Genomic DNA, 23,529 nt, shown 5'->3' on the forward strand with positions numbered 1-23,529 from the left:
TAGACCTTAGAATGCGCAGCCTTTAACAGTGGGGTGGGTGCGCCCGCGTCCGCTGAAAGGCAAGGCAACCATTGGAGTCAGCTACACAACATGGCAACGATCAACCAGCTCGTGCGCAAGCCGCGCAAGCGCCCCGCCGCCAAGAGCGACGTGCCGGCGCTGCAGGCCTGTCCGCAGAAGCGCGGTGTCTGCACCCGCGTCTATACCACTACCCCGAAGAAGCCGAACTCGGCCCTGCGTAAGGTCTGCCGTGTGCGCCTGACCAACGGGTTCGAGGTTTCGTCCTACATCGGCGGTGAAGGTCACAACCTTCAGGAACACTCTGTCGTGCTGATCCGCGGCGGCCGTGTCAAGGACTTGCCGGGTGTGCGTTACCACACCGTGCGCGGCGCCCTCGACACCTCCGGCGTGCAGAACCGTAAGCAGGGCCGTTCCAAGTACGGCACCAAGCGTCCGAAGTCCTGATCGACCTCGAGGCGTTACCAGAATCAATTTCGGTCTGATAAGAGTAAGGTCGGGCGTCGCGGGTTCGAGATGAGCGTGCGGGAGTTCCGGGTTTGCCTGAAAGACCCTTCGATAGAGGGCTTGTCATGCCTAGAAGAAGAGTTGTTGCCAAGCGCGAGATCCTGCCGGATCCCAAGTTCGGAAGCGAGCGCCTGGCCAAGTTCATGAACCACCTGATGGTCAGCGGCAAGAAGTCCACAGCTGAGCGTATCGTCTACGGTGCGCTGGACACGGTTGCCGAGCGTAGTAAGGAAGAGCCGCTGGAGATCTTCGATCGCGCGCTGGAAGCCATTCAGCCGATGGTCGAGGTCAAGTCCCGCCGCGTTGGCGGTGCGACCTATCAGGTGCCCGTGGAAGTTCGTCCCTCGCGTCGCCAGGCGCTGGCCATGCGCTGGTTGGTGGATGCGGCGCGCAAGCGCGGTGAAAAGACCATGGTGCAGCGCCTTGCCGGCGAAATGCTCGATGCCGCCGAAGGCAAGGGCTCCGCGGTCAAGAAGCGTGAAGACGTGCATCGCATGGCCGAGGCCAACAAGGCGTTCTCGCACTACCGTTTCTAAGCGCAGCGCCTCTCAACGCATCGCCAATCAACGGGGAGTTTCACCGTGGCACGCAAGACACCTCTCAACCGCTATCGCAATATCGGGATCTGTGCCCACGTCGACGCGGGCAAGACCACCACTACCGAGCGTGTGCTTTTCTACACCGGTCTGTCTCACAAACTCGGTGAGGTGCACGATGGTGCGGCGACCACCGACTGGATGGAGCAGGAGCAGGAGCGCGGTATCACCATTACCTCCGCTGCTGTGACGACCTTCTGGAAGGGCATGAACCAGCAGTTCGACGAGCACCGCATCAACATCATCGACACCCCTGGGCACGTCGACTTCACCATCGAAGTCGAGCGCTCCCTGCGCGTGCTCGATGGCGCCGTCGTAGTGCTGTGCGGCAGCTCCGGCGTTCAGCCCCAGACCGAGACCGTCTGGCGCCAGGCCAACAAGTACGAAGTGCCGCGCATGGTGTTCGTCAACAAGATGGACCGTACCGGCGCCGACTTCTTCATGGTCGTGAAGCAGCTCAAGGAGCGCCTGAACGCCAACGCCGTGCCGATCCAGATCAACTGGGGCACCGAGGACGAGTTCAAGGGCGTCATCGATCTGATCGAGATGAAGGCGATCCTCTGGAACGAAGCCGACCAGGGCATGAGCTACGAGCTCGTCGACATTCCCGCCGAGCTCCAGGAGACGGCCGAGGAGTATCGCGAGCAGATGGTCGAAGCCGCTGCCGAAGCCTCCGAAGAGCTGATGGACAAGTACCTCGAAGAGGGCGAGCTCTCCACCGAGGAGATCAAGGCCGGCCTGCGTCGTCGTACCCTGGACAACGAGATCGTGCTGGTCACCTGCGGCTCTGCGTTCAAGAACAAGGGCGTGCAGGCGGTGCTCGACGCCGTGATCGAATACATGCCGTCTCCGGCCGAGGTCAAGGCCATCGAAGGTGAGCTGGACGACAAGGACGGCACCGTCGCCACGCGTGAAGCGGACGATAGTGCTCCTTTTGCCGCCCTGGCATTCAAGATCGCCACCGATCCCTTCGTCGGTACCCTGACCTTCATTCGCGTCTACTCGGGCGTGCTGAAGTCGGGCGACAGCGTCTATAACTCGGTCAAGCAGAAGAAGGAGCGCGTTGGCCGTATCGTGCAGATGCATGCCAACTCCCGCGAAGAGATCAAGGAAATTCTGGCCGGCGACATCGCCGCCTGCATCGGCTTGAAGGACGTCACCACCGGTGACACCCTGTGCGACCTGGAGAACAAGATCATTCTCGAGCGCATGGAATTCCCGGAGCCGGTCATCTCGGTGGCCGTGGAGCCGAAGTCCAAGGCCGACCAGGAGAAGATGGGCGTGGCGCTGGGCAAGCTGGCCCAGGAAGATCCGTCATTCCGCGTCAAGACCGACGAAGAGACCGGTCAGACCATCATCTCCGGCATGGGCGAGCTGCACCTCGACATCATCGTCGACCGCATGCGTCGCGAGTTCAAGGTCGAGGCCAACATCGGCAAGCCACAGGTGGCTTACCGCGAAACCATTCGCGGCAAGGTCGAGCAGGAAGGCAAGTTCGTGCGTCAGTCCGGCGGTCGTGGCCAGTACGGTCATGTCTGGCTGCGCATCGAGCCGCTCACCGAGGCGGACAAGGGCGAAGACGAAGAGATGCACTTCAAGTTCGCTTCCGAGATCGTCGGCGGTGTGGTACCCAAGGAGTACGTGGGTGCCGTCGAGAAAGGGGCCTACGAGCAGCTGCAGAACGGTGTCATCGCGGGTTACCCGATGATCGACGTCAAGGTCACGCTGTACGATGGCTCCTACCATGACGTGGACTCGAACGAGAACGCGTTCAAGGTCGCCTCTTCCATGGCTGTCAAGGAAGGGGCCCGCAAGGCCAAGGCCGTGCTGCTGGAACCGGTGATGAAGGTCGAAGTCGTGACCCCCGAGGATTTCATGGGTGACGTCATGGGCGACCTGAACCGTCGCCGCGGTCTGGTGCAAGGCATGGATGACTCTTCCTCCGGCAAGATCATCCGCGCGATGGTGCCTCTGGGCGAGATGTTCGGTTATGCAACCGATCTGCGTTCTCAGACCCAGGGTCGTGCGAGCTACGTTATGGAGTTCGCGAAGTACGAAGAGGCGCCCTCCAGCATCGTTGAAGCCGTCATCAACCAGAAAGGCTAACCGCTAGCAAACGTTAAAGAGGTTATCGAAGTGGCTAAGGAAAAATTCGAACGTTCCAAACCGCACGTCAACGTCGGCACCATCGGTCACGTCGACCACGGCAAGACCACTCTGACTGCGGCCCTGACTCGCGTTTCTGCTGAGGTCTTCGGCGGTGAATGGCGTCAGTTCGACTCCATCGACAACGCTCCGGAAGAGCGTGAGCGTGGTATCACCATCGCCACCTCTCACGTCGAGTATCAGTCCGAGCAGCGTCACTATGCTCACGTCGACTGCCCGGGGCACGCCGACTACGTCAAGAACATGATCACCGGTGCCGCTCAGATGGACGGCGCTATCCTGGTCTGTTCCGCTGCCGACGGCCCCATGCCGCAGACTCGCGAGCACATCCTGCTGTCTCGTCAGGTTGGCGTTCCGTACATCGTCGTGTTCCTGAACAAGGCCGACATGGTCGACGACGAAGAGCTGCTCGAGCTGGTCGAGATGGAAGTTCGTGAGCTCCTGAACGAGTACGACTTCCCGGGCGACGACACTCCGATCATCACCGGTTCCGCGCTGATGGCGCTGAACGGTGAGGACGAGAACGGCATGGGCACCACCGCCGTTGCCAACCTGATCAAGGCCCTGGACGACTACATTCCGGAGCCGGAGCGTGCCATCGATCAGCCGTTCCTGATGCCGATCGAAGACGTGTTCTCCATCTCCGGTCGCGGCACCGTGGTTACCGGTCGTATCGAGCGCGGTATCGTCAAGGCTGGCGAAGAAGTCGAGATCGTCGGTATCAAGGACACCACCAAGACTACCGTTACCGGTGTCGAGATGTTCCGCAAGCTGCTCGACGAAGGTCGTGCCGGTGAGAACGTCGGCGCCCTGCTGCGCGGCACCAAGCGTGACGAAGTCGAGCGTGGTCAGGTGCTGGCCAAGCCGGGTTCCATCAACCCGCACACCGTCTTCGAAGCCGAAGTGTACGTGCTGTCCAAGGAAGAGGGCGGTCGTCACACCCCGTTCTTCAAGGGCTACCGTCCGCAGTTCTACTTCCGTACCACTGACGTGACCGGTACCTGTGAACTGCCGGAAGGCGTCGAGATGGTCATGCCGGGCGACAACGTTAAGATGGTTATCACCCTGATCGCTCCGATCGCCATGGACGAAGGCCTGCGTTTCGCCATCCGTGAAGGCGGTCGTACCGTCGGCGCCGGCGTCGTGGCCAAGATCGTTCAGTAAGCCCTGGGCTGCTGACTGATCGAAGGGGGCTCCGTGAGGAGCCCCCTTTCTGCGCACCTGATGCAGAGTGTTTGACTCTCGCATCCGGCGTGCATATAATGCGCATCCTTTGAATGCGTGGGTAGGCGGCTCGCGCCGTCGACATCCATTGGAGTTTAGGGCAAATGCAGAACCAGAAGATTCGCATTCGGTTGAAGGCATTCGACCATCGCCTGATCGACCAGTCCGCCGCGGAGATCGTTGATACCGCCAAGCGTACTGGTGCTCAGGTGCGCGGTCCGATCCCGCTGCCGACCAATCGTGAGCGCTACACTGTGCTGATCTCACCGCACGTCAACAAGGACGCGCGTGACCAGTACGAGATTCGCACTCACAAGCGCGTGCTCGATATCGTCGAGCCGACTGAAAAGACCGTCGATGCCCTGATGAAGCTCGACCTCGCCGCCGGCGTGGACGTTCAGATCAAGCTCGACTAACCACACTAGACACCCGCGGCCCAGCGCTCTTTCAAACGAGTGAGAGCAGCAGCCGCCACGCCGTGATGGCGTCATACAACGTGCTAGTGGAATGCTCTGGAAAGGGCAGCCATAGCGGGTGATAGCCCCGTACACTAAAGGAGACTGAGAATGACTATCGGTTTGCTCGGTAGAAAGGCCGGTATGACCCGTGTCTTTACCGAAGATGGCGCTTCCGTGCCCGTAACCGTTATCGAGGTTGAGCCGAATCGCGTCGCCAGCGTGCGGACCGTCGAGTCCGACGGTTATGCGGCGATTCAGGTCACAACCGGCTCCCGCAAGGCCAAGCATCTTACCAAGGCGCAGGCAGGTCAGTACGCCAAGGCAGGTATCGAGGCCGGTCGTTCGCTGATGGAGTTCCGCCTCAATGAAGGTGATGAGGCTCCGGAAGTGGGCGGCGAACTCACCGTATCCCTCTTCGAAGCTGGTCAGAAGGTCGACGTGACCGGCACCTCCAAGGGCAAGGGCTTCCAGGGCGCCGTCAAGCGCTGGAATTTCCGTACCCAGGATGCCACCCACGGTAACTCCCTGTCGCATCGTGCGCCGGGTTCCATCGGTATGTGTCAGACCCCGGGTCGCGTCTTCAAGGGCAAGAAGATGGCCGGTCAGATGGGCAATGTCCGCTGCACCGTCCAGAGCCTCGAAGTCGTGCGGGTAGATGCCGAGCGCAATCTGCTGCTGATCAAGGGTGCCGTGCCCGGTGCTACCGGTAGCGACGTCATCGTTCGCAGCGCCGTCAAAGCTGGCTGAAGGGGAGAGATCCGATGAATCTGAATCTTGCTGCAGGCGCGGGTACTGTCGAAGTCGCCGACGCCACCTTTGGCAAAGAATTCAATGAAGCGCTGGTCCACCAGGTCGTCACCGCCTATCTGGCCGGTGGTCGCCAGGGCACCCGTGCTCAGAAGACCCGTTCCGACGTGCGCGGCGGTGGCAAGAAGCCGTGGCGTCAGAAGGGCACCGGTCGCGCTCGCGCCGGTACCATCCGTTCGCCGCTGTGGCGCAGCGGTGGTGTGACCTTTGCGGCCCGTCCGCAGGACCACTCGCAGAAGGTCAACCGCAAAATGTATCGCGCCGCGATGCGTTCCATCCTGTCCGAGCTGGTGCGCCAGGAGCGTCTGATCGCCATCGACGAGTTCACCGTCGATGCGCCGAAGACCAAGCAGCTGGTGGCCAAGCTCAACGAGATGGGTCTGGAGAAGGCGCTGATCGTTACCGAGGAAGTCGACGAGAAGCTCTATCTGGCCGCCCGCAACATCCCCAACGTGGATGTGGTGGACGTGGCTGCTGCCGATCCGGTGAGCCTGATCGCCTTCGACAAGGTGCTGGTCACCGTCTCTGCTCTGCGTAAATTCGAGGAGAAGCTGGCATGAACCAGGAGCGCGTATTCAAGGTTCTGCTTGGTCCGCACGTGACCGAGAAGGCCGCTTTCGCCGCCGAGCGCAACCAGTATGTGTTCAAGGTGGCCAGCGACGCGACCAAGCCCGAAATCAAGCAGGCCGTTCAGGTGCTGTTTGGCAAGAAGGTCGACCGCGTCCAGGTGCTGAACATGAAGGGCAAGACCAAGCGCAGCGCGCACGGTCTGGGCCGCCGTCAGGGTTACCGCAAGGCGTACGTGACCCTGGCAGCTGGTGAAACGCTCGAAGACTTCACTGGCGCCGAATAAGGGCAGGAGTACGGATCATGGCAATCGTCAAGACAAAACCCACATCCGCCGGTCGTCGCCACGTCGTCAAGGTCGTCAGCGAAGGCCTGCACAAGGGCAAGCCCTATGCGCCGCTGCTGGAAAAGCAGTCGCGCAGCGGTGGACGTAACAACAACGGTCGCATCACTACCCGCCACGTGGGCGGTGGTCACCGTCAGCATTACCGGATCGTCGACTTCAAGCGCACCAAGGATGGCATTCCTGCCATCGTCGAGCGCCTCGAGTACGATCCCAATCGTAGCGCGCACATCGCGCTGCTGAAGTACCTGGACGGCGAGCGTCGTTACATCATCGCGCCCAAGGGCGTGAGTGCTGGCGACAAGCTCGAGTCCGGCGTGAACGCGGCGATCAAGAAGGGCAACACCCTTCCGCTGCGTAACATCCCGCTGGGTTCCACCGTTCACTGCATCGAGCTCAAGCCCGGCAAGGGCGCCCAGATCGCTCGCAGTGCCGGTACCAGCGCCCAGCTGGTCGCCCGTGAAGGCAGCTATGCCACCTTGCGTCTGCGCTCCGGCGAGATGCGCAAGGTGCTGGCCGACTGCCGTGCGACCCTGGGTGAAGTGAGCAACTCTGAGCACAGCCTGCGTCAACTTGGCAAGGCCGGTGCAAAGCGCTGGAGAGGCGTGCGTCCGACCGTTCGCGGTGTCGCGATGAACCCGGTAGATCACCCGCACGGTGGCGGTGAAGGCCGCACCAGCGGTGGTCGCCATCCGGTTACGCCGTGGGGTGTGCCCACCAAGGGCCACAAGACCCGCAAGAACAAGCGCACTGATGCGCTGATCGTTCGCCGCCGCAAGGCCAAGTAACAGACACTAAGAGGTAACGGCTGTGCCACGTTCACTGAAGAAAGGTCCTTTTATCGACCTTCATCTGCTGAAGAAGGTTGAGGCTGCAGTGGAGAAGAACGACCGCAAACCGATCAAGACCTGGTCGCGTCGTTCCATGATCCTGCCGAACATGGTTGGGCTCACCATTGCTGTCCATAACGGTCGCCAACACGTCCCGGTGCACGTCTCCGAGGAAATGGTTGGCCACAAGCTGGGCGAATTCGCTGCCACCCGCACCTATCGCGGTCATGCGGCGGACAAGAAAGCCAAACGGTAAGCCAGAGAGGATTGAGAGATGGAAGTCACAGCTAAGCTGCGTGGCGCTCGTTTATCCGCCCAGAAGGCCCGTTTGGTGGCTGACCAGGTGCGCGGTAAGCCTGTCGCCGAGGCGCTCGACCTGCTGACCTTCTCACCGAAGAAGGCTGCCAAGCTGGTCAAGAAAGTGCTGCAGTCCGCCATCGCGAATGCGGAAGAAAACAACGGCATGGATATCGACGAGCTGCGTGTCTCGACCATCTGCGTCGATGAGGGCATGACGCTCAAGCGCATCAAGCCGCGGGCCAAGGGTCGCGCGGATCGCATCCTGAAGCGCACGTGCCACATCACCGTCAAGGTAGCCGAGAAGTAGGAGTCGACCAGATGGGTCAGAAAGTCAATCCGACAGGTATTCGGCTGGGTATCGTCAAGGATCACACCTCGGTGTGGTATGCCGAGCGCGGTGCTTATGCCGACAAGCTGAACAACGACCTCGAAGTGCGTCGCTTCCTCGAGGAGCGTCTGAAGAACGCTTCCGTGAGCAAGATCACTATCGAGCGTCCGGCCAACAACGCCCGTATCACCATTCACACTGCCCGTCCGGGCATCGTGATCGGCAAGAAGGGCGAGGACGTCGACAAGCTGCGTCGCGACGTCACCGCGATGATGGGCGTGCCCGTGCACGTCAACATCGAAGAGGTCCGCAAGCCGGAGCTGGACGCCAAGCTCGTCGCGCAGAACATCGCCGGCCAGCTCGAGCGTCGCGTCATGTTCCGTCGTGCCATGAAGCGTTCCGTGCAGAACGCCATGCGCCTCGGTGCGGGTGGTATCAAGGTGATGCTGTCTGGTCGCCTGGGTGGCGCCGAAATCGCGCGTACCGAGTGGTACCGTGAAGGTCGCGTGCCGCTTCACACCCTGCGTGCGGACATCGATTACGCCACCTTTGAGGCAAAAACCACCTACGGCATCATCGGTGTCAAGGTTTGGGTCTTCAAGGGTGAAATCCTCGGGGGCATCGAAGAGGTCCGCGCCAAGGCCAAGCAACAGCCGCAGGCCGCGCCCTCCAAGAAGAAAGGTTCCAGGTAAGGGGAGAGCGAATCGATGTTACAGCCCAAGCGCATGAAATTCCGCAAGATGATGAAAGGCCGCAACCGTGGCCTGGCGCATCGCGGAAGCAAGATCAGCTTCGGGGAATACGGCCTCAAGGCAACCGGTCGCGGCCGCATCACGGCGCGCCAGATCGAAGCCGGCCGTCGTGCGATCACCCGTCACGTCAAGCGTGGCGGTAAGATCTGGATCCGCGTCTTCCCTGACAAGCCGATTTCCAAGAAGCCACTCGAAGTCCGTATGGGTAAGGGTAAGGGCTCCGTCGAGTACTGGGTCGCACAGATCCAGCCGGGTCGGGTCCTGTATGAAATCGAAGGCGTGTCCGAGGAGCTGGCCCGCGAGGCCTTCACCCTGGCCGCTCAGAAGATGCCCGTGTCCACCACCTTTGTGAAACGGACGGTGATGTGATGAAAGCCCAGGAAATTCGTGAAAAGTCAGTCGAGCAGCTCCAGGAGCAGCTCTTCGAACTCCTCCGCGAGCAGTTCAACCTGCGCATGCAGAAGGCCACCGGCCAGCTCAGCCAGACTCATCTGCTCAAGCAGGTTCGTCGGGACATCGCCCGGGTGAAGACTGTGCTCAACGAGAAGGCAGGTGACTGAGATGGCCGAAGAAAAGAAAGCCCGTACGCTCACCGGCAAGGTGGTGAGCGACAAGATGGACAAGTCCATCGTCGTCATGATCGAGCGCCGTGAGCGTCATCCGATCTATGGCAAGTACGTCAAGCGCTCCACCAAGCTGCACGCCCATGACGAGGCGAACCAGGCCAAGGCCGGCGACACGGTTTCCATCCAGGAATGCCGTCCGCTGTCCAAGAAGAAGGCCTGGACGCTGGTCGAGGTGATCGAGCAGGCCAGGGGCTGAGCTCGGCGAGAGCAGTCAGATTAGGTTTGGAGAAAACCGATGATTCAGACTCAGACAATGCTGGATGTCGCCGACAACAGCGGAGCGCGCCGGGTGCAGTGCATCAAGGTGCTGGGCGGTTCGCACCGCCGCTACGCGCGGGTCGGTGACATCATCAAGGTCACGGTGAAGGAAGCCATTCCGCGTGGCAAGGTCAAGAAAGGCCAGGTCCTCAAGGCGGTGGTGGTTCGTACCCGCAGCGGCGTTCGTCGTTCCGACGGCTCGCTGATCCGCTTCGATGGAAATGCGGCAGTTCTGTTGAACAACACCAACGAACAGCCGATCGGCACCCGTATCTTCGGGCCGGTGACTCGTGAGCTTCGTACCGAGAAGTTCATGAAGATCATTTCCCTGGCGCCTGAAGTGCTGTAAGGAGCGAAGCGGACATGCAAAAGATCAAACGTGACGATGAAGTGATCGTCATCGCCGGCAAGGACAAGGGCAAGCGTGGCACGATCAAGCGCGTCCTCAAGGACGAACGCTTCGTCGTGTCCGGTGTGAACATGATCAAGCGTCACACCAAGCCCAACCCTATGGCGGGCAATCAGGGCGGTATCGTCGAGCGCGAGGCTCCGATTCACGCGTCCAACGTGGCGATCTTCAACTCGGAGACCGGTAAGGCGGATCGCGTCGGCTTCCAGGTTAAGGAAGACGGTACCAAGGTACGTATCTACAAGTCGACGCAGACGCAGATCGACGCCTAACGCGAGTCGGGTAGCAAAATGGCGAACTTGAAAGAACGTTATCAGAACGAGGTGGTGGCTCAGCTCAAAGAGCAGTTCAGCTACGCCAACGTGATGCAGGTGCCGCGGATCACCAAGGTGACCCTCAACATGGGCATCGGTGACGCGACCAGCGACAAGAAGCTGATCGAGAATGCCATCGGCGACCTGGAGAAGCTCTCCGGTCAGAAGCCGCTGGTGACCAAGGCACGCAAGTCCATCGCGGGCTTCAAGGTGCGCGAAGGTTGGCCGATCGGCATCAAGGTGACCCTGCGCTCCGAGCGCATGTGGGAATTCCTCGATCGTCTGGTCAACATCGCGATCCCCCGCGTACGTGACTTCCGTGGTCTCAACCCGAAGTCCTTCGACGGTCGCGGCAACTACTCCATGGGTGTGCGTGAGCAGATCATCTTCCCGGAGATCGAATATGATAAGATCGACCGGATTCGTGGTCTGGATGTCACCATCACCACTACTGCCAACACCGACGAGGAAGGTCGTGCGCTGCTGAGCGCGCTGAACTTCCCGTTCAAGAAATAAGGGTGGGATCATGGCAAAGAAGAGCATGATTGAACGCGAGCTCAAGCGCACCAAGCTGGTCGAGAAGTATGCGGCCCGCCGTGCCGAGCTCAAGGCGATCATCCAGAGCGTGAATTCTTCCGACGAAGAGCGCTTCGAGGCGACGCTGAAACTGCAGCAGTTGCCGCGCGACTCCAGCCCGGTGCGTCAGCGTAACCGCTGCCGCATCACTGGTCGCCCGCACGGCTACTACAACAAGTTCGGCCTCGGCCGTAACAAGCTGCGTGAAGCCGCCATGCGTGGCGAGGTCCCTGGACTGAAGAAGTCCAGCTGGTAAGCCGCCACGGAAACATCAGGAGCGCAACGTAAATGAGCATGCAAGATACTCTGGCGGATATGTTCACCCGTATCCGCAATGCGCAGATGGCCACCAAGGAGACGGTTACCATGCCGTCCTCCAAGCTCAAGGTCGAGGTGGCCCGCGTATTGAAGGAAGAGGGTTACATCAACGACTTCGCGGTCGCTGAAGGTACCAAGCCCGAGCTGACCGTGACCCTCAAGTACTTCGAGGGCAAGCCGGTCATCGAGCACCTGCAGCGGGTGTCCAAGCCGTCCCTGCGCCAGTACAAGGGCAAGAGTGAACTGCCCAAGGTGGCGGATGGCATGGGTGTGGCGATCGTCACCACCTCCAAGGGCGTGATGACCGACCGTGCCGCTCGTCAGGCGGGCGTCGGTGGCGAAGTCATCTGCACCGTATTCTAGGAGTCTGGAATGTCCCGCGTAGCCAAATATCCGGTTAAAGTGCCCGCCGGCGTCGACGTCAAACTCGACGGCGACCAGCTGACCGCCAAGGGCGGTCAGGGCACGCTGTCGCTGACCGTTCACCCGGACGTGGTCATCGCTCAGGAAGAGGGTCAGCTGACCTTCAAGCCGAGCGAGAGCGCCAAGTCCTGGGCCATGGTCGGTACCACACGAGCTCTGGTCCAGAACCTGGTCACCGGCGTCTCTGAGGGCTTTACCAAGACCCTCGAAATCGTTGGCGTCGGCTATCGTGCCCAGGCAAGTGGCCAGACGCTGAATCTGTCACTGGGCTTCTCTCACCCGGTCGAGTACTCCCTGCCCAAGGGTGTTACGGCGGAAACGCCGAAGAACACCGTCATCGTGCTGAAGAGCGCGGACAAGCAGATGCTCGGTCAGGTGGCTGCGGAGATCCGCGCCTTCCGTCCGCCCGAGCCCTACAAGGGCAAGGGTGTGCGCTACGCCGACGAGCAGGTGCGTCGCAAAGAAGCCAAGAAGAAGTAAGGCAGGGTTATGAACGCGAAGAAAGAATCTCGTCTCCGTCGTGCCCGCCGCGCTCGTGCCAAGATGCGCGAGCTGGGCGTGTTTCGCCTGTGCGTCAACCGTACCCCGCGTCACATCTATGCGCAGATCATCTCGCCGGATGGTGGCAAGGTGCTGGCCAGCGCTTCCACGCTGGACAAGGACCTGCGTGCGGGTGCGACCGGTAACGCTGACGCCGCCGCCAAGGTGGGTGCGCTGATTGCCGAACGTGCCAAGCAGGCTGGCATCACCCAGGTGGCCTTTGATCGTGCCGGTTACAAGTACCACGGCCGCGTCAAGGCCCTGGCCGACGCCGCACGTGAAGGCGGCCTGGAATTCTAAAGGGTTTTACGATGGCGAAGAACGAACAGAACACCGGCGACCTGCAGGAAAAGCTCGTGCAGGTCAACCGTGTCGCCAAGGTGGTCAAAGGTGGTCGTATTTTCGGCTTCACCGCGCTGACCGTCGTTGGCGACGGCAATGGTCGTGTCGGCTTCGGTCGTGGCAAGGCGCGTGAAGTGCCGGTCGCGATTCAGAAGGCCATGGACCAGGCGCGCCGCAACATGGTCAAGGTGAGCCTCAAGGGTCACACCCTGCAGTACCCGGTCAAGGCCCGTCACGGTGCCTCTAAGGTGTACATGCAGCCGGCCTCCGAAGGTACCGGGATCATCGCCGGCGGCGCCATGCGCTCCGTGCTCGAGCTGGCCGGCGTCCATGACGTCCTGGCCAAGTGCTACGGCTCCACCAATCCGGTCAACGTGGTGCGCGCGACCGTCAAGGGTCTCGCCTCCATGCAGTCGCCGGAAGACATCGCCGCCAAGCGCGGTCTGTCTGTCGAAGCGATCACGGGGTAACTACCATGGCAGCCACACTCAAGGTAACCCAGATCCGTAGCACCATCGGCACTCTGCCCAAGCACAAGGCTACTATGAAGGGCCTGGGCCTGCGCCGCATCGGTCATACGGTCGAGCTGGAAGACACCCCTGCCGTGCGCGGCATGATCCACAAGGTCAACTACCTTGTGCGGGTAGAGGGAGAGTAATCCATGAAACTCAACACGCTGAGCCCGGCACCGGGTTCCAAGCACGCCGAGAAGCGCGTCGGCCGTGGCATCGGTTCCGGTCTGGGTAAGACCGGTGGCCGTGGCCACAAGGGTCAGAAGTCGCGTAGCGGCGGCACCGTGAAGCCCGGTTTCGAGGGTGGTCAGATGCCGCTGCAGCGGCGCCTGCCCAAGTTCGGCTTCACTTCCATGAAGTCGCTGGTCTCCGAAGAGGTGCGCCTGAGCGAGCTGGCCAAGGTCGAGGGTGACGAAGTCACTCTGGAGACCCTGAAGCAGGCCAACGTGCTCAAGGACGCTACTCTGCACGCGAAGATCATTCTTTCCGGCGACGTCAACAAGGCGGTCACCGTTCGCGGCGTCAAGGTCACCAAGGGTGCCCGTGCCGCGATCGAAGCTGCCGGCGGCAAGGTAGAGGACTAAATGGCCAAGTCAGGAAACATGCCGGCGATGGGCAGCGGTCTGAGTGAACTGTGGGCGCGTCTGCGCTTCGTGCTCCTCGCCATCGTGGTGTACCGTATCGGTGCCCATATTCCCGTTCCCGGTATCAATCCTGACCAGCTTGCTGCCTTGTTCAGGGAGCAGCAGGGCACCATCCTGGGCATGTTCAACATGTTCTCGGGTGGCGCCCTGGAGCGCATGAGTATCATGGCGCTGGGCATCATGCCCTACATCTCCGCGTCGATCATCATGCAGCTGCTGACCGCAGTCTCGCCCCACCTTGAGCAGTTGAAGAAGGAGGGCGAGGCCGGTCGCCGCAAGATCAGCCAGTACACCCGCTACGGTACCGTGCTGCTGGCCTTCGTCCAGGCCACCGGCATGTCGGTGGGTCTGGCCAGCCAGGGCATCGCCTATAGCGCTGACTTCAGCTTCTATTTCACTGCCATCGTCACCTTCGTGTCGGGTGCAGTGTTCCTGATGTGGCTGGGCGAGCAGATCACCGAAAAGGGTATCGGCAACGGTATCTCGCTGCTGATCTTCGCCGGTATCGTCGCAGGCCTGCCGGGTGCGGTGGGACAGGCGTTCGAGCTGGCCCGCAACGAAGGTGCGTGGAACGTGCTGCCGCTGCTGGCTCTCTCCGTGCTGGGCGTGGCGACCGTGGCCTTCGTGGTCTTCATCGAACGCGGCCAGCGCCGTATCACGGTGAACTATCCGCGGCGTCAGGTCGGCAACAAGATGTATGCCGGGCAGAGCAGTTATCTGCCGCTGAAGGTGAACATGGCGGGTGTGATTCCGCCGATCTTCGCTTCCAGCATCCTGCTGTTCCCTGCCTCCATCGGCCAGTGGGTCGGAGCGGGCGACGGCATGGAGTGGTTGCAGCGTGCCTCCCAGGCCCTGGGCCCGGGACAGCCGCTCTACATCTTGCTTTTCGGCGCGGCGGTGATATTCTTCTGCTTCTTTTACACAGCACTGGTCTTCAATCCCAAGGATGTCGCTGACAACCTCAAGAAGTCAGGGGCCTTCCTCCCGGGTATTCGTCCTGGTGAGCAGACCGCTCGCTATGTCGACAAGGTCATGACCCGTCTGACCCTGTGCGGCGCCCTGTACATCACTGCGGTTTCCTTGATGCCCCAGTTCCTGATCGTGGCGTGGAACGTGCCGTTCTTCTTCGGCGGTACCGCGCTGCTGATCATCGTGGTGGTCATCATGGACTTCATGGCCCAGGTGCAGTCGCATCTCATGTCGCACCAGTACGAGTCGGTGATGAAGAAGTCCAACCTGAAAGGCTATGGCAGCGGCGGCATCATGCGCTGAGTGGCGCTGCCGGTGACAAGGCGCGCCGCGCCGATTTTGGAGAAGGAACGATGAAAGTTCGAGCTTCCGTCAAGAAGATGTGCCGTAACTGCAAGATCATTCGGCGCAATGGCGCGGTTCGCGTCATCTGCATCGAGCCGCGGCACAAGCAGCGCCAGGGTTGATTCTGGCGTTTGTGAATAAGTGGTGCCGGCATACCCCTTGCCCTGAGATGGGTAAAGGGGTATGCTGTTGCGCCTTTTGTAGTAACTAATCGAGCAAGCCGCTCAAATTTCGGAGAAAGCTGATGGCCCGTATTGCAGGCGTCAATATCCCGGACAACAAGCATGCGGCGATCTCGCTGACCTATATCTTCGGGATTGGCCGCACGCGTGCACAGGAAATCTGTGCCGCTACCGGCATCGCGCCGACCACCAAGATCCAGGAGCTCTCTTCTGAAGAAGTAGATGCCCTGCGTGCAGAGGTCGGCAAGTACACCGTGGAAGGTGACCTTCGTCGTGATGTGACGCTGAACATCAAGCGTCTCATGGACCTGGGTTGCTATCGTGGTCTGCGTCATCGTCGTAGTCTTCCGCTGCGTGGTCAGCGGACCAAGACTAACGCGCGCACCCGTAAGGGCCCGCGTAAGCCGATCCGCAAGTAACACGCACGTTCTGGCGTAAAGACAGGAATAGACATCAACATGGCTAACCCGCGTAGCAACCGTAAAAAGGTTAAAAAGCAGGTAGTGGACGCCGTTGCGCACATCCACGCCTCTTTTAACAACACGATCGTGACGATCACAGACCGCCAGGGCAATGCTCTCTCTTGGGCAACTGCCGGTGGTTCGGGTTTTCGTGGTTCTCGCAAGAGCACCCCGTTCGCTGCTCAAGTGGCAAGCGAACGTGCAGCGACCGCTGCAGCCGAGTATGGTGTGAAAAACGTCGACGTGCTGGTCAAGGGCCCCGGTCCTGGCCGTGAATCCGCCGTGCGCGCTCTGAGCGCCGCCGGCTTCCGCGTGCAGAGCATCACTGACGCGACGCCCATTCCCCACAATGGCTGCCGTCCGCCGAAGAAACGCCGCGTTTAAGGAGACAGATTCATGGCTCGTTATATTGGACCGAAGTGCAAACTGTCTCGTCGTGAAGGCACCGACCTCTTCCTCAAGAGTGGTGTGACTCCCTTCGAGAAGAAGTGCAAATCCGAGCAGATTCCGGGTGTGCACGGCCAGCGCCGTCAGCGTCTTTCCGACTACGGCTTGCAGCTTCGCGAGAAGCAAAAAGTGCGTCGTATCTACGGCGTACTCGAAAAGCAGTTCCGCAGCTACTACAAGGAGGCCGCCCGTCGCTCCGGCGCCACCGGCGAAGTCCTGCTGCAGCTGCTCGAATCCCGACTGGACAACGTCGTCTACCGCATGGGCTTCGGCTCCACTCGTTCCGAGGCACGCCAGCTGGTGAGCCACAAGGCGATCGCGGTCAACGGCCGCACCGTCAACGTGGCTTCCTATCAGGTCAAGCCCGGTGACGTGGTTTCCGTTCGCGAGAAGGCGAAGAACCAGGCGCGCATCCAGAGTGCTCTCTCCATCGCTGCCAACCGTGGCGACGTCGCCTGGATCGAGGTCGACGCGAAGAAGATGGAAGGCACCTTCAAGGCTATCCCGGAGCGCGGCGATCTGTCGGCCGACATCAACGAAAACCTGATCGTCGAGCTGTACTCGAAGTAAGCGTCGCTGACCGCGTCGCGCCGGCCCTTCGGGGCCGGCAGCGAGTACCGAGTAACCGTTAGGCAGCCTCAAAGGTGTAGTTATGCAGCGTTCAGTGACAGAGTTTCTCCGTCCGCGCGATATCAAGGTCGAAGAGATCAGCGCGCATCACGCGAAGATCGTGCTCGAGCCGTTCGAGCGTGGCTTTGGCCATACCCTGGGCAATGCGCTGCGTCGCATCCTGCTCTCGTCCATGCCCGGCTGCGCCGTGGTGGAAGTCGAGATCGCGGGTGTCGAGCATGAGTACAGCGCGATCGAGGGTGTTCAGGAAGATGTCATCGAGATTCTCCTGAACCTCAAGGACGTGGCCATCCGCATGCACAGTCGCGACGAGGCAGTGCTCTCGCTGAACAAGCAGGGCCCGGCCGTGGTGACCGCGGGCGACATCGTCCTCGATCACGACGTCGAGATCGTCAATCCGGAGCACGTCATCGCTCACGTCAACGAGGGTGCCGAGCTCAAGATGCAGCTCAAGATCGCTCGTGGCCGTGGCTATGAGCCGGCGGATGCCCGTGTCGGCGCCGACGACGAGTCGCGTGCCATCGGCCGCCTGCAGCTGGATGCCACCTTCAGCCCCGTGCGTCGCGTCTCGTACGCCGTCGATGCCGCGCGTGTCGAGCAGCGTACCGATCTGGACAAGCTGATCATCGACCTGGAAACCGACGGCACCCTGGATCCGGAAGAGGCCATCCGTCGCAGCGCCACCATCCTGCAGGAGCAGCTGGCAGCGTTCGTCGACCTGGAAGCCGACAAGGAGCAGGAGATCGAGGAGGAAGAGGATCACGTCGATCCGATCCTGCTGCGCCCCGTAGACGATCTCGAGTTGACCGTCCGCAGTGCCAACTGCCTGAAGGCCGAGAACATCTACTACATCGGCGACTTGATTCAGCGCACCGAAGTCGAGCTGCTCAAGACGCCGAACCTCGGCAAGAAGTCTTTGAACGAAATCAAGGACGTGTTGGCTGCTCGCGGTCTTTCCCTCGGCATGCGGCTGGAGAACTGGCCGCCGGCGAGCCTGAAGGACGACAAGGCCTCTGCGTGAGCGTCGACTCGAGTCTCAGTTTGGTAAGGAATTGCAACCATGCGTCATCGTAAGAGTGGTCGTCATCTAAATCGCACCAGCTCGCATCGTCAGGCCATGTTCAAGAACATGAGCGTGTCGCTGATCGAGCACGAAGTGATCAAGACAACCCTGCCCAAGGCCAAGGAGCTGCGTCGCGTCATCGAGCCGCTGATCACCCTGGCCAAGCAGGACAGCGTCGCCAACCGTCGTCTGGCCTTCAGCCGCACCCGCTCCAAGGAAGCGGTCGGCAAGCTCTTCAACGAGCTGGGTCCGCGTTACGCCGAGCGTCCGGGCGGTTACGTCCGTATCCTCAAGTGCGGTTTCCGCACCGGCGACAACGCCCCCATGGCCTTCGTCGAACTCGTCGACCGTCCGGTCGTCGAGGAGGTCGAGGAAGCCGCCGCCGAGGAGTGATCCCCGGCAGCGGGCCCGGCCCGGCAGCGCTGTAGCGGTAGCAACGAAAAACCCGGCTTCTCACGAAGCCGGGTTTTTTTGTGGCTGGCAGCGGCGCTATTTGGCCGCAGCCAGCTCGGCCTGCTGGCTCCTGGCTCGCTCCAGCAGCGGCTTGAGGAAGCGCCCGGTGTGCGAGACTTCCATCTCGGCGACCTGCTCCGGGGTGCCCTCGGCGATGATGCGCCCGCCGCCGGAGCCGCCCTCGGGGCCGAGATCGACGATCCAGTCGGCGGTCTTGATCACGTCGAGGTTGTGCTCGATCACCACGATGGTGTTGCCGTGGTCGCGCAGACGGTGAAGCACGGCGAGCAGCTGCCGAATGTCCTCGAAGTGCAGCCCGGTGGTGGGCTCGTCGAGGATGTAGAGCGTCTTGCCGGTGTCGCGCTTGGCCAGCTCGCGGGCCAGCTTGACCCGCTGGGCCTCGCCGCCGGAGAGGGTGGTGGCGCTCTGGCCCAGGCGGATGTAGGAGAGCCCCACATCGAGCAGCGTCTGCAGGCGGCGGGCGATGGCCGGCACCGGGCTGAAGAATTCCAGCGCTTCCTCCACGGTCATCTCGAGCACCTCGTCGATGCTCTTGCCCTTGTAGGCGATCTCCAGCGTCTCGCGGTTGTAGCGCTTGCCCTTGCACACGTCGCAGGGCACGTAGATGTCGGGCAGGAAGTGCATCTCGACCTTGATCATGCCCTCGCCCTGGCACGCCTCGCAGCGCCCGCCCTTGACGTTGAACGAGAAGCGCCCGGGCTTGTAGCCGCGCGAGCGCGCCTCCTGGGTGCCGGCGAAGAGCTCGCGGATCGGCGTGAAGATGCCGGTGTAGGTGGCCGGGTTGGAGCGCGGCGTACGCCCGATGGGGCTCTGATCGATGTCGATCACCTTGTCGAGCTGATCGAGCCCTTCGATGTGCTCGTAGGGCGCCGGGGTCAGGGTGGTGGCGTGATTGAGCTCACGGGCGGCAATCGGCATCAGCGTGGAGTTGATCAGCGTCGACTTGCCCGAACCGGAGACCCCGGTGACGCAGATGAACAGTCCCAGCGGCAGGGTCAGGCTGACGTTGCGCAGGTTGTTGCCGTGGGCGCCGGTCAGCCGCAGCTGCTTCTCCGGGTTGCCGGGGATGCGCCACTTGGGCACCTCGATGCGGCGTTTGCCCGACAGGTACTGGCCGGTGAGCGAGTGGTCACTGGCCATCACCGCTTCCGGGGTGCCCTGGGCGACGATACGTCCGCCATGTACGCCGGCCCCGGGGCCGATGTCGAGCACGTGGTCGGCGGCACGGATGGCGTCCTCGTCGTGCTCGACCACGATCACGGTGTTGCCCAGGTCGCGCAGGTGAATCAGCGTCTTGAGCAGGCGGTCGTTGTCGCGCTGGTGCAGGCCGATGGAGGGCTCGTCGAGGATGTACATCACGCCCACCAGGCCGGCGCCGATCTGGCTCGCCAGGCGAATGCGCTGGGCTTCGCCGCCGGAGAGGGTCTCGGCGCTGCGCTCCAGGTTGAGATAGTCGAGGCCGACGTTGACCAGGAACTCCAGCCGGGCGTGGATCTCGTTGATCACCTTCTGGGCGATCTCGCCCTTGCGCCCCGGTAGGGTCAGCCGCTGGAAGTAGTCCCAGGCCTCACCGATGGGCAGCTGCACGATCTGCGGGAGGGTGTGCTCGTCGACGAAGACGTGGCGCGACTCCTTGCGCAGGCGCGAGCCGTGACAGCTGGGGCAGGGGCGGTCGGCGATGTAGCGCGCCAGCTCCTCGCGCACCATGCTCGACTCGGTTTCGCGGTAGCGCCGCTGCATGTTGGGCAGCACGCCCTCGAAGGGGTGCTCGCGGGTCACGCGGCGGCCGCGGTCGTTGACGTAGCTGAAGGCGATCTCGTCGTCGCCGCTGCCGTAGAGAATCAGCTCCTTCTCGTGGCGGGCCAGGTCCTGCCACGGTGTCTCGAGGGTGAAGCGGTAGTGATCTGCCACTGCCTGCAGCTGGCTGAAGTAGTAGACGCTGCGCCGGTCCCAGCCCTTGATCACGCCTTCGGCCAGGGACAGCTCCGGGTGGCTGATCAGCTTGTCGGGGTCGAATACCTGTTGTACGCCCAGGCCGTCGCAGGTGGGGCAGGCGCCGGCCGGGTTGTTGAACGAGAACATGCGCGGCTCGAGTTCGGCAATGGCGTAGCCGCACACCGGGCAGGCGAAGCGCGCCGAGAAGGTGATGTCCTCGGCCTCGCCATCCATGAAGTGCACCACGGCGATGCCGTCGGCCAGGTTGAGCGCAGTCTCGAACGATTCCGCCAGGCGCTGCTGGAGCCCCTCGCGCACCTTGATGCGATCCACCACCACGCTGATATCGTGCTTCTTGTTCTTGTCCAGCGGTGCGATGTCGTCGAGCTCCAGCGCCTGACCGTCGACCATCACCCGCACGAAGCCCTGGGCGCGCAGCTCGGCGAGCAGCTGCAGGTGCTCGCCCTTGCGGCCCTTGACCACCGGCGCCAGCAGCATCAGTTTGCTGCCCTCGGGTAGGGCCAGCACCTGATCGACCATTTGCGAAATGGTGCTGGCCTCGAGATCCTCGCCGTGTTCGGGGCAGCGCGGCGTGCCGGCGCGGGCGAACAGCAGGCGCAGGTAGTCGTAGATCTCGGTGATGGTGCCGACCGTGGAGCGCGGGTTGTGAGAGGTCGATTTCTGCTCGATGGAGATCGCCGGCGACAGCCCCTCGATGTGGTCGACGTCGGGTTTCTCCATCATCGACAGGAACTGGCGGGCATAGGTGGAGAGCGATTCCACGTAGCGCCTTTGGCCCTCGGCGTAGAGCGTGTCGAAGGCCAGTGACGACTTGCCCGAACCGGAGAGCCCGGTCACCACGATCAGACTGTCGCGGGGCAGCTCGACGTCGATCTGCTTGAGGTTGTGGGTGCGTGCACCCCTGACCACGATCCTGTCCATTCCCACCTCATGGCACGCTGGCAAAACCTCGATTATACGCCTGCGACGCAATGCGCGCCAAAGCGCCGCTGGTCGGAACGTTTCCTGTAGGGACCGGAATCGTTAGAATAGTCGGCTCATCTCGAGGGCCTCGGCCCGCCTACCCATGGAATCGTCTGACTCCCTATGCGCAAGCTCTCTGGACTGCTGCTAGCCTCCGAACGGCGCGCCATCACCGGCCTGGCCGGCCTGTATGCCACGCGCATGCTGGGGCTGTTCATGGTGCTGCCGGTACTGGCGTTGTATGCCGACGAGCTGGTCGGCGCCACGCCGCTGCTGGTGGGGGTGGCACTGGGCGTGTACGGCTTGACCCAGGCGGTGCTGCAGATCCCCTTCGGCCTGCTCTCCGACCGTCTGGGACGCAAGCCGGTGATCGCTGCCGGGCTGCTGCTGTTCGTGATCGGCAGCGTGGTGGCGGCCAATGCCGATTCCATCGGCGGGGTGATCCTGGGGCGCTGCCTGCAGGGCAGCGGGGCGGTGGCGGCGGCGATCATGGCACTGTTGGCCGATCAGACCCGCGAGCAGGTGCGCACCGCGGCCATGGCCACCATCGGTCTATCCATCGGCGTGGCCTTTGCCGTGGCCATGGTGCTGGGCCCCTGGCTGGCCGCGACGTTCGGTCTCTCATCGGTGTTCTGGTTCACCGCCATGCTCGCCGCGCTGGGGTTGGTGGTATTGTGGAAGCTGGTGCCGCCGGCGCCGCGTCGGCTGCGTCATCGCGACGTGGGCATCGACCGCCGGCAGCTGAACGCCATTCTCACCCGCGCCGACCTGTGGCGGCTGGACCTGTCGATCTTCGCCCTGCACTTGGTGCTGATGGCGATTTTCGTTGCCGTGCCGTTTCGCCTGGTCGAGGCGGGCATCGAGGCCGAGCGTCATGGTCTGACCTATCTCGGCATCATGGCGCTGGCTTTCGTCGGCATGGTGCCGTTGGTGGTCATCGCCGAGAAGCGTCAGCGCATGCGCGGCATGAGCCTGACGGCGATCGCGGCGATCGGCGCAAGCCTGGTCGGGCTGACCGTCTTCGGTGGTGGCTGGGCGCTGTTCGCCTGGCTGCTGCTGTTCTTCGTGGCGTTCAACCTGCTGGAGGCAATGCTGCCTTCGATGTTGAGCAAGCTGGCACCGGCCGGGGCCAAGGGCACGGCAATGGGCGTCTACTCCACCAGTCAGTTCCTGGGCGCCTTCTTCGGTGGCGTGCTGGGGGGCTTTCTGGCTCAGCAGTGGGGGCTGGCGGCGGTGTTCGCCGGCAGCGCCACGCTGGTCGGCATCTGGTGGCTGCTGATGCTGGGCATGCCCACCGTACCGCATCTGTCCAGCGAGGTGGTGGCGCTCGACGACGACCAGCACGGGGATGCTCTCGACACGCTGATGACGAGCTTTGCCGACGTGGCCGGCGTTGAGGACGTGATGGTCGTTCCCGAGGAGCGAGTGGCGTATCTTAAGGTGGATCGGCAGCGCCTCGACGAGGATGCCCTGGCGCGTCTGATCCGCTCGAGTCGTAACCGGGGCGGCTAGTCTGGCGCTCAGGCACAGCTCCGGTCGGCCGTTTCATTACAATGCACATGTACATTTGATAAAGGGAGTCCAGCATGGCCCGTGGCGTCAACAAGGTCATACTCATCGGCAACCTGGGGCAGGATCCCGAGGTGCGATTCATGCCGTCCGGCAGTCCCGTCGCCAACCTGCGTGTCGCCACTACCGACACCTGGACCGACAAGCAGAGCGGCCAGCGCCAGGAGCGTACCGAGTGGCATTCGGTGGTGCTGTTCAACCGCCTGGCCGAGATCGCCCAGCAGTATCTGAAGAAGGGCTCTCGGGTCTATCTCGAAGGGCGCCTGCAGACGCGCAAGTGGCAGGGGCAGGACGGTCAGGACCGCTATACCACCGAGATCGTCTGCAACGACATGCAGATGCTCGATACCCGTGGCGGCGAGTTCGGCGGTCAGGGTGCCGGCATGCCGCAGCAAGGTGGTGGCATGCAGCAGCAGGGCGGCGGCTACGGGGCGCCTCAGGGCGCGCCCATGCCGCAACAGGGCGGCTATGGCGCCCCGCCGGCTCAGGGCGGCGGCTTCGGCAACAATGCGCCGCAGCAGGGCGGCTATGGCGGCGGCCAGCCCCAGCAGCGCCCGCCGGCACAGGGCGGTCAGCCTCAGCAGGGCGGCCAGCCTCAGCAGCTCGCGATAT

At 62.3% G+C, this 23,529-nt stretch carries 35 protein-coding genes; 34 read left to right on the top strand and 1 reads right to left on the bottom strand.

Annotated elements, in window-relative coordinates; all coding sequences use genetic code 11:
* Positions 1–90 precede the first annotated feature (90 nt).
* From rpsL to rplQ, 32 genes are all read left to right on the top strand, one after another.
* Entirely contained in the window at positions 91–465 is a 375-nt protein-coding gene (rpsL, locus tag B8115_RS03985) for a 30S ribosomal protein S12 (protein WP_010626462.1), read from the top strand.
* A gap of 125 nt (positions 466–590) precedes the next feature.
* The gene (rpsG, locus tag B8115_RS03990; RefSeq protein WP_010626463.1) at positions 591–1,061 is read left to right on the top strand and encodes a 30S ribosomal protein S7; all 471 of its coding nucleotides are present in this window, start codon (positions 591–593) and stop codon (positions 1,059–1,061) included.
* Between the two features lie 45 nt (positions 1,062–1,106).
* Positions 1,107–3,227: an elongation factor G gene (gene fusA, locus B8115_RS03995; protein WP_010626464.1), complete on the top strand. Its 2,121-nt coding sequence runs from the start codon at positions 1,107–1,109 to the stop codon at positions 3,225–3,227.
* A gap of 30 nt (positions 3,228–3,257) precedes the next feature.
* Positions 3,258–4,451, top strand: coding sequence for an elongation factor Tu (tuf, locus tag B8115_RS04000; RefSeq protein WP_010626465.1), 1,194 nt, complete (start codon positions 3,258–3,260; stop codon positions 4,449–4,451).
* Positions 4,452–4,615: 164 nt separating this feature from the next.
* Entirely contained in the window at positions 4,616–4,927 is a 312-nt protein-coding gene (gene rpsJ / locus B8115_RS04005) for a 30S ribosomal protein S10 (protein WP_010626466.1), read from the top strand.
* A 150-nt stretch (positions 4,928–5,077) separates the two neighbouring features.
* Complete coding sequence (rplC, locus tag B8115_RS04010) at positions 5,078–5,716, top strand: 50S ribosomal protein L3 (protein ID WP_010626467.1); 639 nt, start codon at positions 5,078–5,080, stop codon at positions 5,714–5,716.
* 14 nt (positions 5,717–5,730) lie between these two features.
* Positions 5,731–6,336, top strand: coding sequence for a 50S ribosomal protein L4 (gene rplD, locus B8115_RS04015; protein WP_010626468.1), 606 nt, complete (start codon positions 5,731–5,733; stop codon positions 6,334–6,336).
* Positions 6,333–6,629 carry a 50S ribosomal protein L23 gene (gene rplW, locus B8115_RS04020; protein ID WP_010626469.1) on the top strand — a complete coding sequence of 99 codons (297 nt, stop codon included), beginning with the start codon at positions 6,333–6,335 and terminating at the stop codon, positions 6,627–6,629. The genes rplD and rplW overlap by 4 nt, the downstream gene beginning before the upstream one ends.
* Positions 6,630–6,646: 17 nt before the next feature.
* Positions 6,647–7,474, top strand: a complete 828-nt coding sequence (rplB, locus tag B8115_RS04025; RefSeq protein WP_010626470.1) for a 50S ribosomal protein L2 — start codon at positions 6,647–6,649, stop codon at positions 7,472–7,474.
* Between the two features lie 22 nt (positions 7,475–7,496).
* On the top strand, positions 7,497–7,772 hold the full coding sequence (gene rpsS / locus B8115_RS04030) for a 30S ribosomal protein S19 (RefSeq protein WP_009098993.1): 276 nt from the start codon (positions 7,497–7,499) through the stop codon (positions 7,770–7,772).
* 18 nt (positions 7,773–7,790) lie between these two features.
* Positions 7,791–8,123: a 50S ribosomal protein L22 gene (gene rplV / locus B8115_RS04035; RefSeq protein WP_010626471.1), complete on the top strand. Its 333-nt coding sequence runs from the start codon at positions 7,791–7,793 to the stop codon at positions 8,121–8,123.
* A gap of 11 nt (positions 8,124–8,134) precedes the next feature.
* A complete protein-coding gene (gene rpsC / locus B8115_RS04040; protein ID WP_010626472.1) occupies positions 8,135–8,836 on the top strand; it encodes a 30S ribosomal protein S3 in 702 nt (233 codons plus the stop codon).
* A gap of 15 nt (positions 8,837–8,851) precedes the next feature.
* On the top strand, positions 8,852–9,265 hold the full coding sequence (gene rplP / locus B8115_RS04045; protein ID WP_010626473.1) for a 50S ribosomal protein L16: 414 nt from the start codon (positions 8,852–8,854) through the stop codon (positions 9,263–9,265).
* Entirely contained in the window at positions 9,265–9,456 is a 192-nt protein-coding gene (rpmC, locus tag B8115_RS04050; protein ID WP_010626474.1) for a 50S ribosomal protein L29, read from the top strand. The genes rplP and rpmC overlap by 1 nt, the downstream gene beginning before the upstream one ends.
* Position 9,457: 1 nt before the next feature.
* Positions 9,458–9,718 carry a 30S ribosomal protein S17 gene (rpsQ, locus tag B8115_RS04055; protein ID WP_010626475.1) on the top strand — a complete coding sequence of 87 codons (261 nt, stop codon included), beginning with the start codon at positions 9,458–9,460 and terminating at the stop codon, positions 9,716–9,718.
* Between the two features lie 39 nt (positions 9,719–9,757).
* Entirely contained in the window at positions 9,758–10,129 is a 372-nt protein-coding gene (rplN, locus tag B8115_RS04060) for a 50S ribosomal protein L14 (protein WP_010626476.1), read from the top strand.
* 14 nt (positions 10,130–10,143) lie between these two features.
* Positions 10,144–10,461 carry a 50S ribosomal protein L24 gene (gene rplX / locus B8115_RS04065; protein ID WP_010626477.1) on the top strand — a complete coding sequence of 106 codons (318 nt, stop codon included), beginning with the start codon at positions 10,144–10,146 and terminating at the stop codon, positions 10,459–10,461.
* Positions 10,462–10,479: 18 nt separating this feature from the next.
* Positions 10,480–11,019 carry a 50S ribosomal protein L5 gene (gene rplE / locus B8115_RS04070; protein WP_010626478.1) on the top strand — a complete coding sequence of 180 codons (540 nt, stop codon included), beginning with the start codon at positions 10,480–10,482 and terminating at the stop codon, positions 11,017–11,019.
* 10 nt (positions 11,020–11,029) lie between these two features.
* Complete coding sequence (gene rpsN, locus B8115_RS04075) at positions 11,030–11,335, top strand: 30S ribosomal protein S14 (protein ID WP_010626479.1); 306 nt, start codon at positions 11,030–11,032, stop codon at positions 11,333–11,335.
* Between the two features lie 32 nt (positions 11,336–11,367).
* Positions 11,368–11,760: a 30S ribosomal protein S8 gene (gene rpsH / locus B8115_RS04080; protein WP_010626480.1), complete on the top strand. Its 393-nt coding sequence runs from the start codon at positions 11,368–11,370 to the stop codon at positions 11,758–11,760.
* Positions 11,761–11,769: 9 nt separating this feature from the next.
* A complete protein-coding gene (gene rplF, locus B8115_RS04085) occupies positions 11,770–12,300 on the top strand; it encodes a 50S ribosomal protein L6 (protein WP_010626481.1) in 531 nt (176 codons plus the stop codon).
* 9 nt (positions 12,301–12,309) lie between these two features.
* Entirely contained in the window at positions 12,310–12,660 is a 351-nt protein-coding gene (rplR, locus tag B8115_RS04090; protein WP_010626482.1) for a 50S ribosomal protein L18, read from the top strand.
* 11 nt (positions 12,661–12,671) lie between these two features.
* On the top strand, positions 12,672–13,172 hold the full coding sequence (gene rpsE / locus B8115_RS04095; protein WP_010626483.1) for a 30S ribosomal protein S5: 501 nt from the start codon (positions 12,672–12,674) through the stop codon (positions 13,170–13,172).
* A 5-nt stretch (positions 13,173–13,177) separates the two neighbouring features.
* Complete coding sequence (rpmD, locus tag B8115_RS04100; RefSeq protein ID WP_010626484.1) at positions 13,178–13,360, top strand: 50S ribosomal protein L30; 183 nt, start codon at positions 13,178–13,180, stop codon at positions 13,358–13,360.
* 3 nt (positions 13,361–13,363) lie between these two features.
* Positions 13,364–13,798 carry a 50S ribosomal protein L15 gene (gene rplO, locus B8115_RS04105; RefSeq protein WP_010626485.1) on the top strand — a complete coding sequence of 145 codons (435 nt, stop codon included), beginning with the start codon at positions 13,364–13,366 and terminating at the stop codon, positions 13,796–13,798.
* A complete protein-coding gene (gene secY / locus B8115_RS04110; RefSeq protein WP_026037871.1) occupies positions 13,799–15,130 on the top strand; it encodes a preprotein translocase subunit SecY in 1,332 nt (443 codons plus the stop codon).
* 50 nt (positions 15,131–15,180) lie between these two features.
* Positions 15,181–15,294, top strand: coding sequence for a 50S ribosomal protein L36 (gene rpmJ, locus B8115_RS04115; protein ID WP_009099023.1), 114 nt, complete (start codon positions 15,181–15,183; stop codon positions 15,292–15,294).
* A 122-nt stretch (positions 15,295–15,416) separates the two neighbouring features.
* Positions 15,417–15,773: a 30S ribosomal protein S13 gene (gene rpsM / locus B8115_RS04120; RefSeq protein WP_010626487.1), complete on the top strand. Its 357-nt coding sequence runs from the start codon at positions 15,417–15,419 to the stop codon at positions 15,771–15,773.
* Positions 15,774–15,812: 39 nt separating this feature from the next.
* Positions 15,813–16,199, top strand: a complete 387-nt coding sequence (rpsK, locus tag B8115_RS04125; RefSeq protein WP_010626488.1) for a 30S ribosomal protein S11 — start codon at positions 15,813–15,815, stop codon at positions 16,197–16,199.
* 12 nt (positions 16,200–16,211) lie between these two features.
* The gene (gene rpsD, locus B8115_RS04130) at positions 16,212–16,832 is read left to right on the top strand and encodes a 30S ribosomal protein S4 (protein WP_010626489.1); all 621 of its coding nucleotides are present in this window, start codon (positions 16,212–16,214) and stop codon (positions 16,830–16,832) included.
* A gap of 82 nt (positions 16,833–16,914) precedes the next feature.
* Complete coding sequence (rpoA, locus tag B8115_RS04135) at positions 16,915–17,913, top strand: DNA-directed RNA polymerase subunit alpha (protein WP_010626490.1); 999 nt, start codon at positions 16,915–16,917, stop codon at positions 17,911–17,913.
* Between the two features lie 39 nt (positions 17,914–17,952).
* Positions 17,953–18,348 carry a 50S ribosomal protein L17 gene (gene rplQ, locus B8115_RS04140; protein ID WP_010626491.1) on the top strand — a complete coding sequence of 132 codons (396 nt, stop codon included), beginning with the start codon at positions 17,953–17,955 and terminating at the stop codon, positions 18,346–18,348.
* Between the two features lie 96 nt (positions 18,349–18,444).
* On the opposite strand, the gene uvrA is transcribed toward rplQ, so the two are convergent.
* Positions 18,445–21,306 (bottom strand): excinuclease ABC subunit UvrA, encoded by a 2,862-nt coding sequence (uvrA, locus tag B8115_RS04145; RefSeq protein ID WP_010626492.1) that lies wholly within the window; start codon positions 21,304–21,306, stop codon positions 18,445–18,447.
* A gap of 165 nt (positions 21,307–21,471) precedes the next feature.
* Here uvrA and B8115_RS04150 point away from each other — a divergent pair, with 165 nt between their 5' ends.
* Together B8115_RS04150 and B8115_RS04155 are read left to right on the top strand one after the other, a co-directional pair.
* Positions 21,472–22,860 (top strand): MFS transporter, encoded by a 1,389-nt coding sequence (locus B8115_RS04150; protein WP_010626493.1) that lies wholly within the window; start codon positions 21,472–21,474, stop codon positions 22,858–22,860.
* A 74-nt stretch (positions 22,861–22,934) separates the two neighbouring features.
* Positions 22,935–23,529, top strand: a 595-nt coding sequence (locus B8115_RS04155; protein ID WP_010626494.1) for a single-stranded DNA-binding protein, incomplete at its 3' end; no start/stop codon positions are given.

Origin of the sequence: Halomonas sp. KM-1, assembly GCF_000246875.1 — a bacterium.
Taxonomy (GTDB): Bacteria; Pseudomonadota; Gammaproteobacteria; order Pseudomonadales; family Halomonadaceae; genus Halomonas; species Halomonas aerodenitrificans.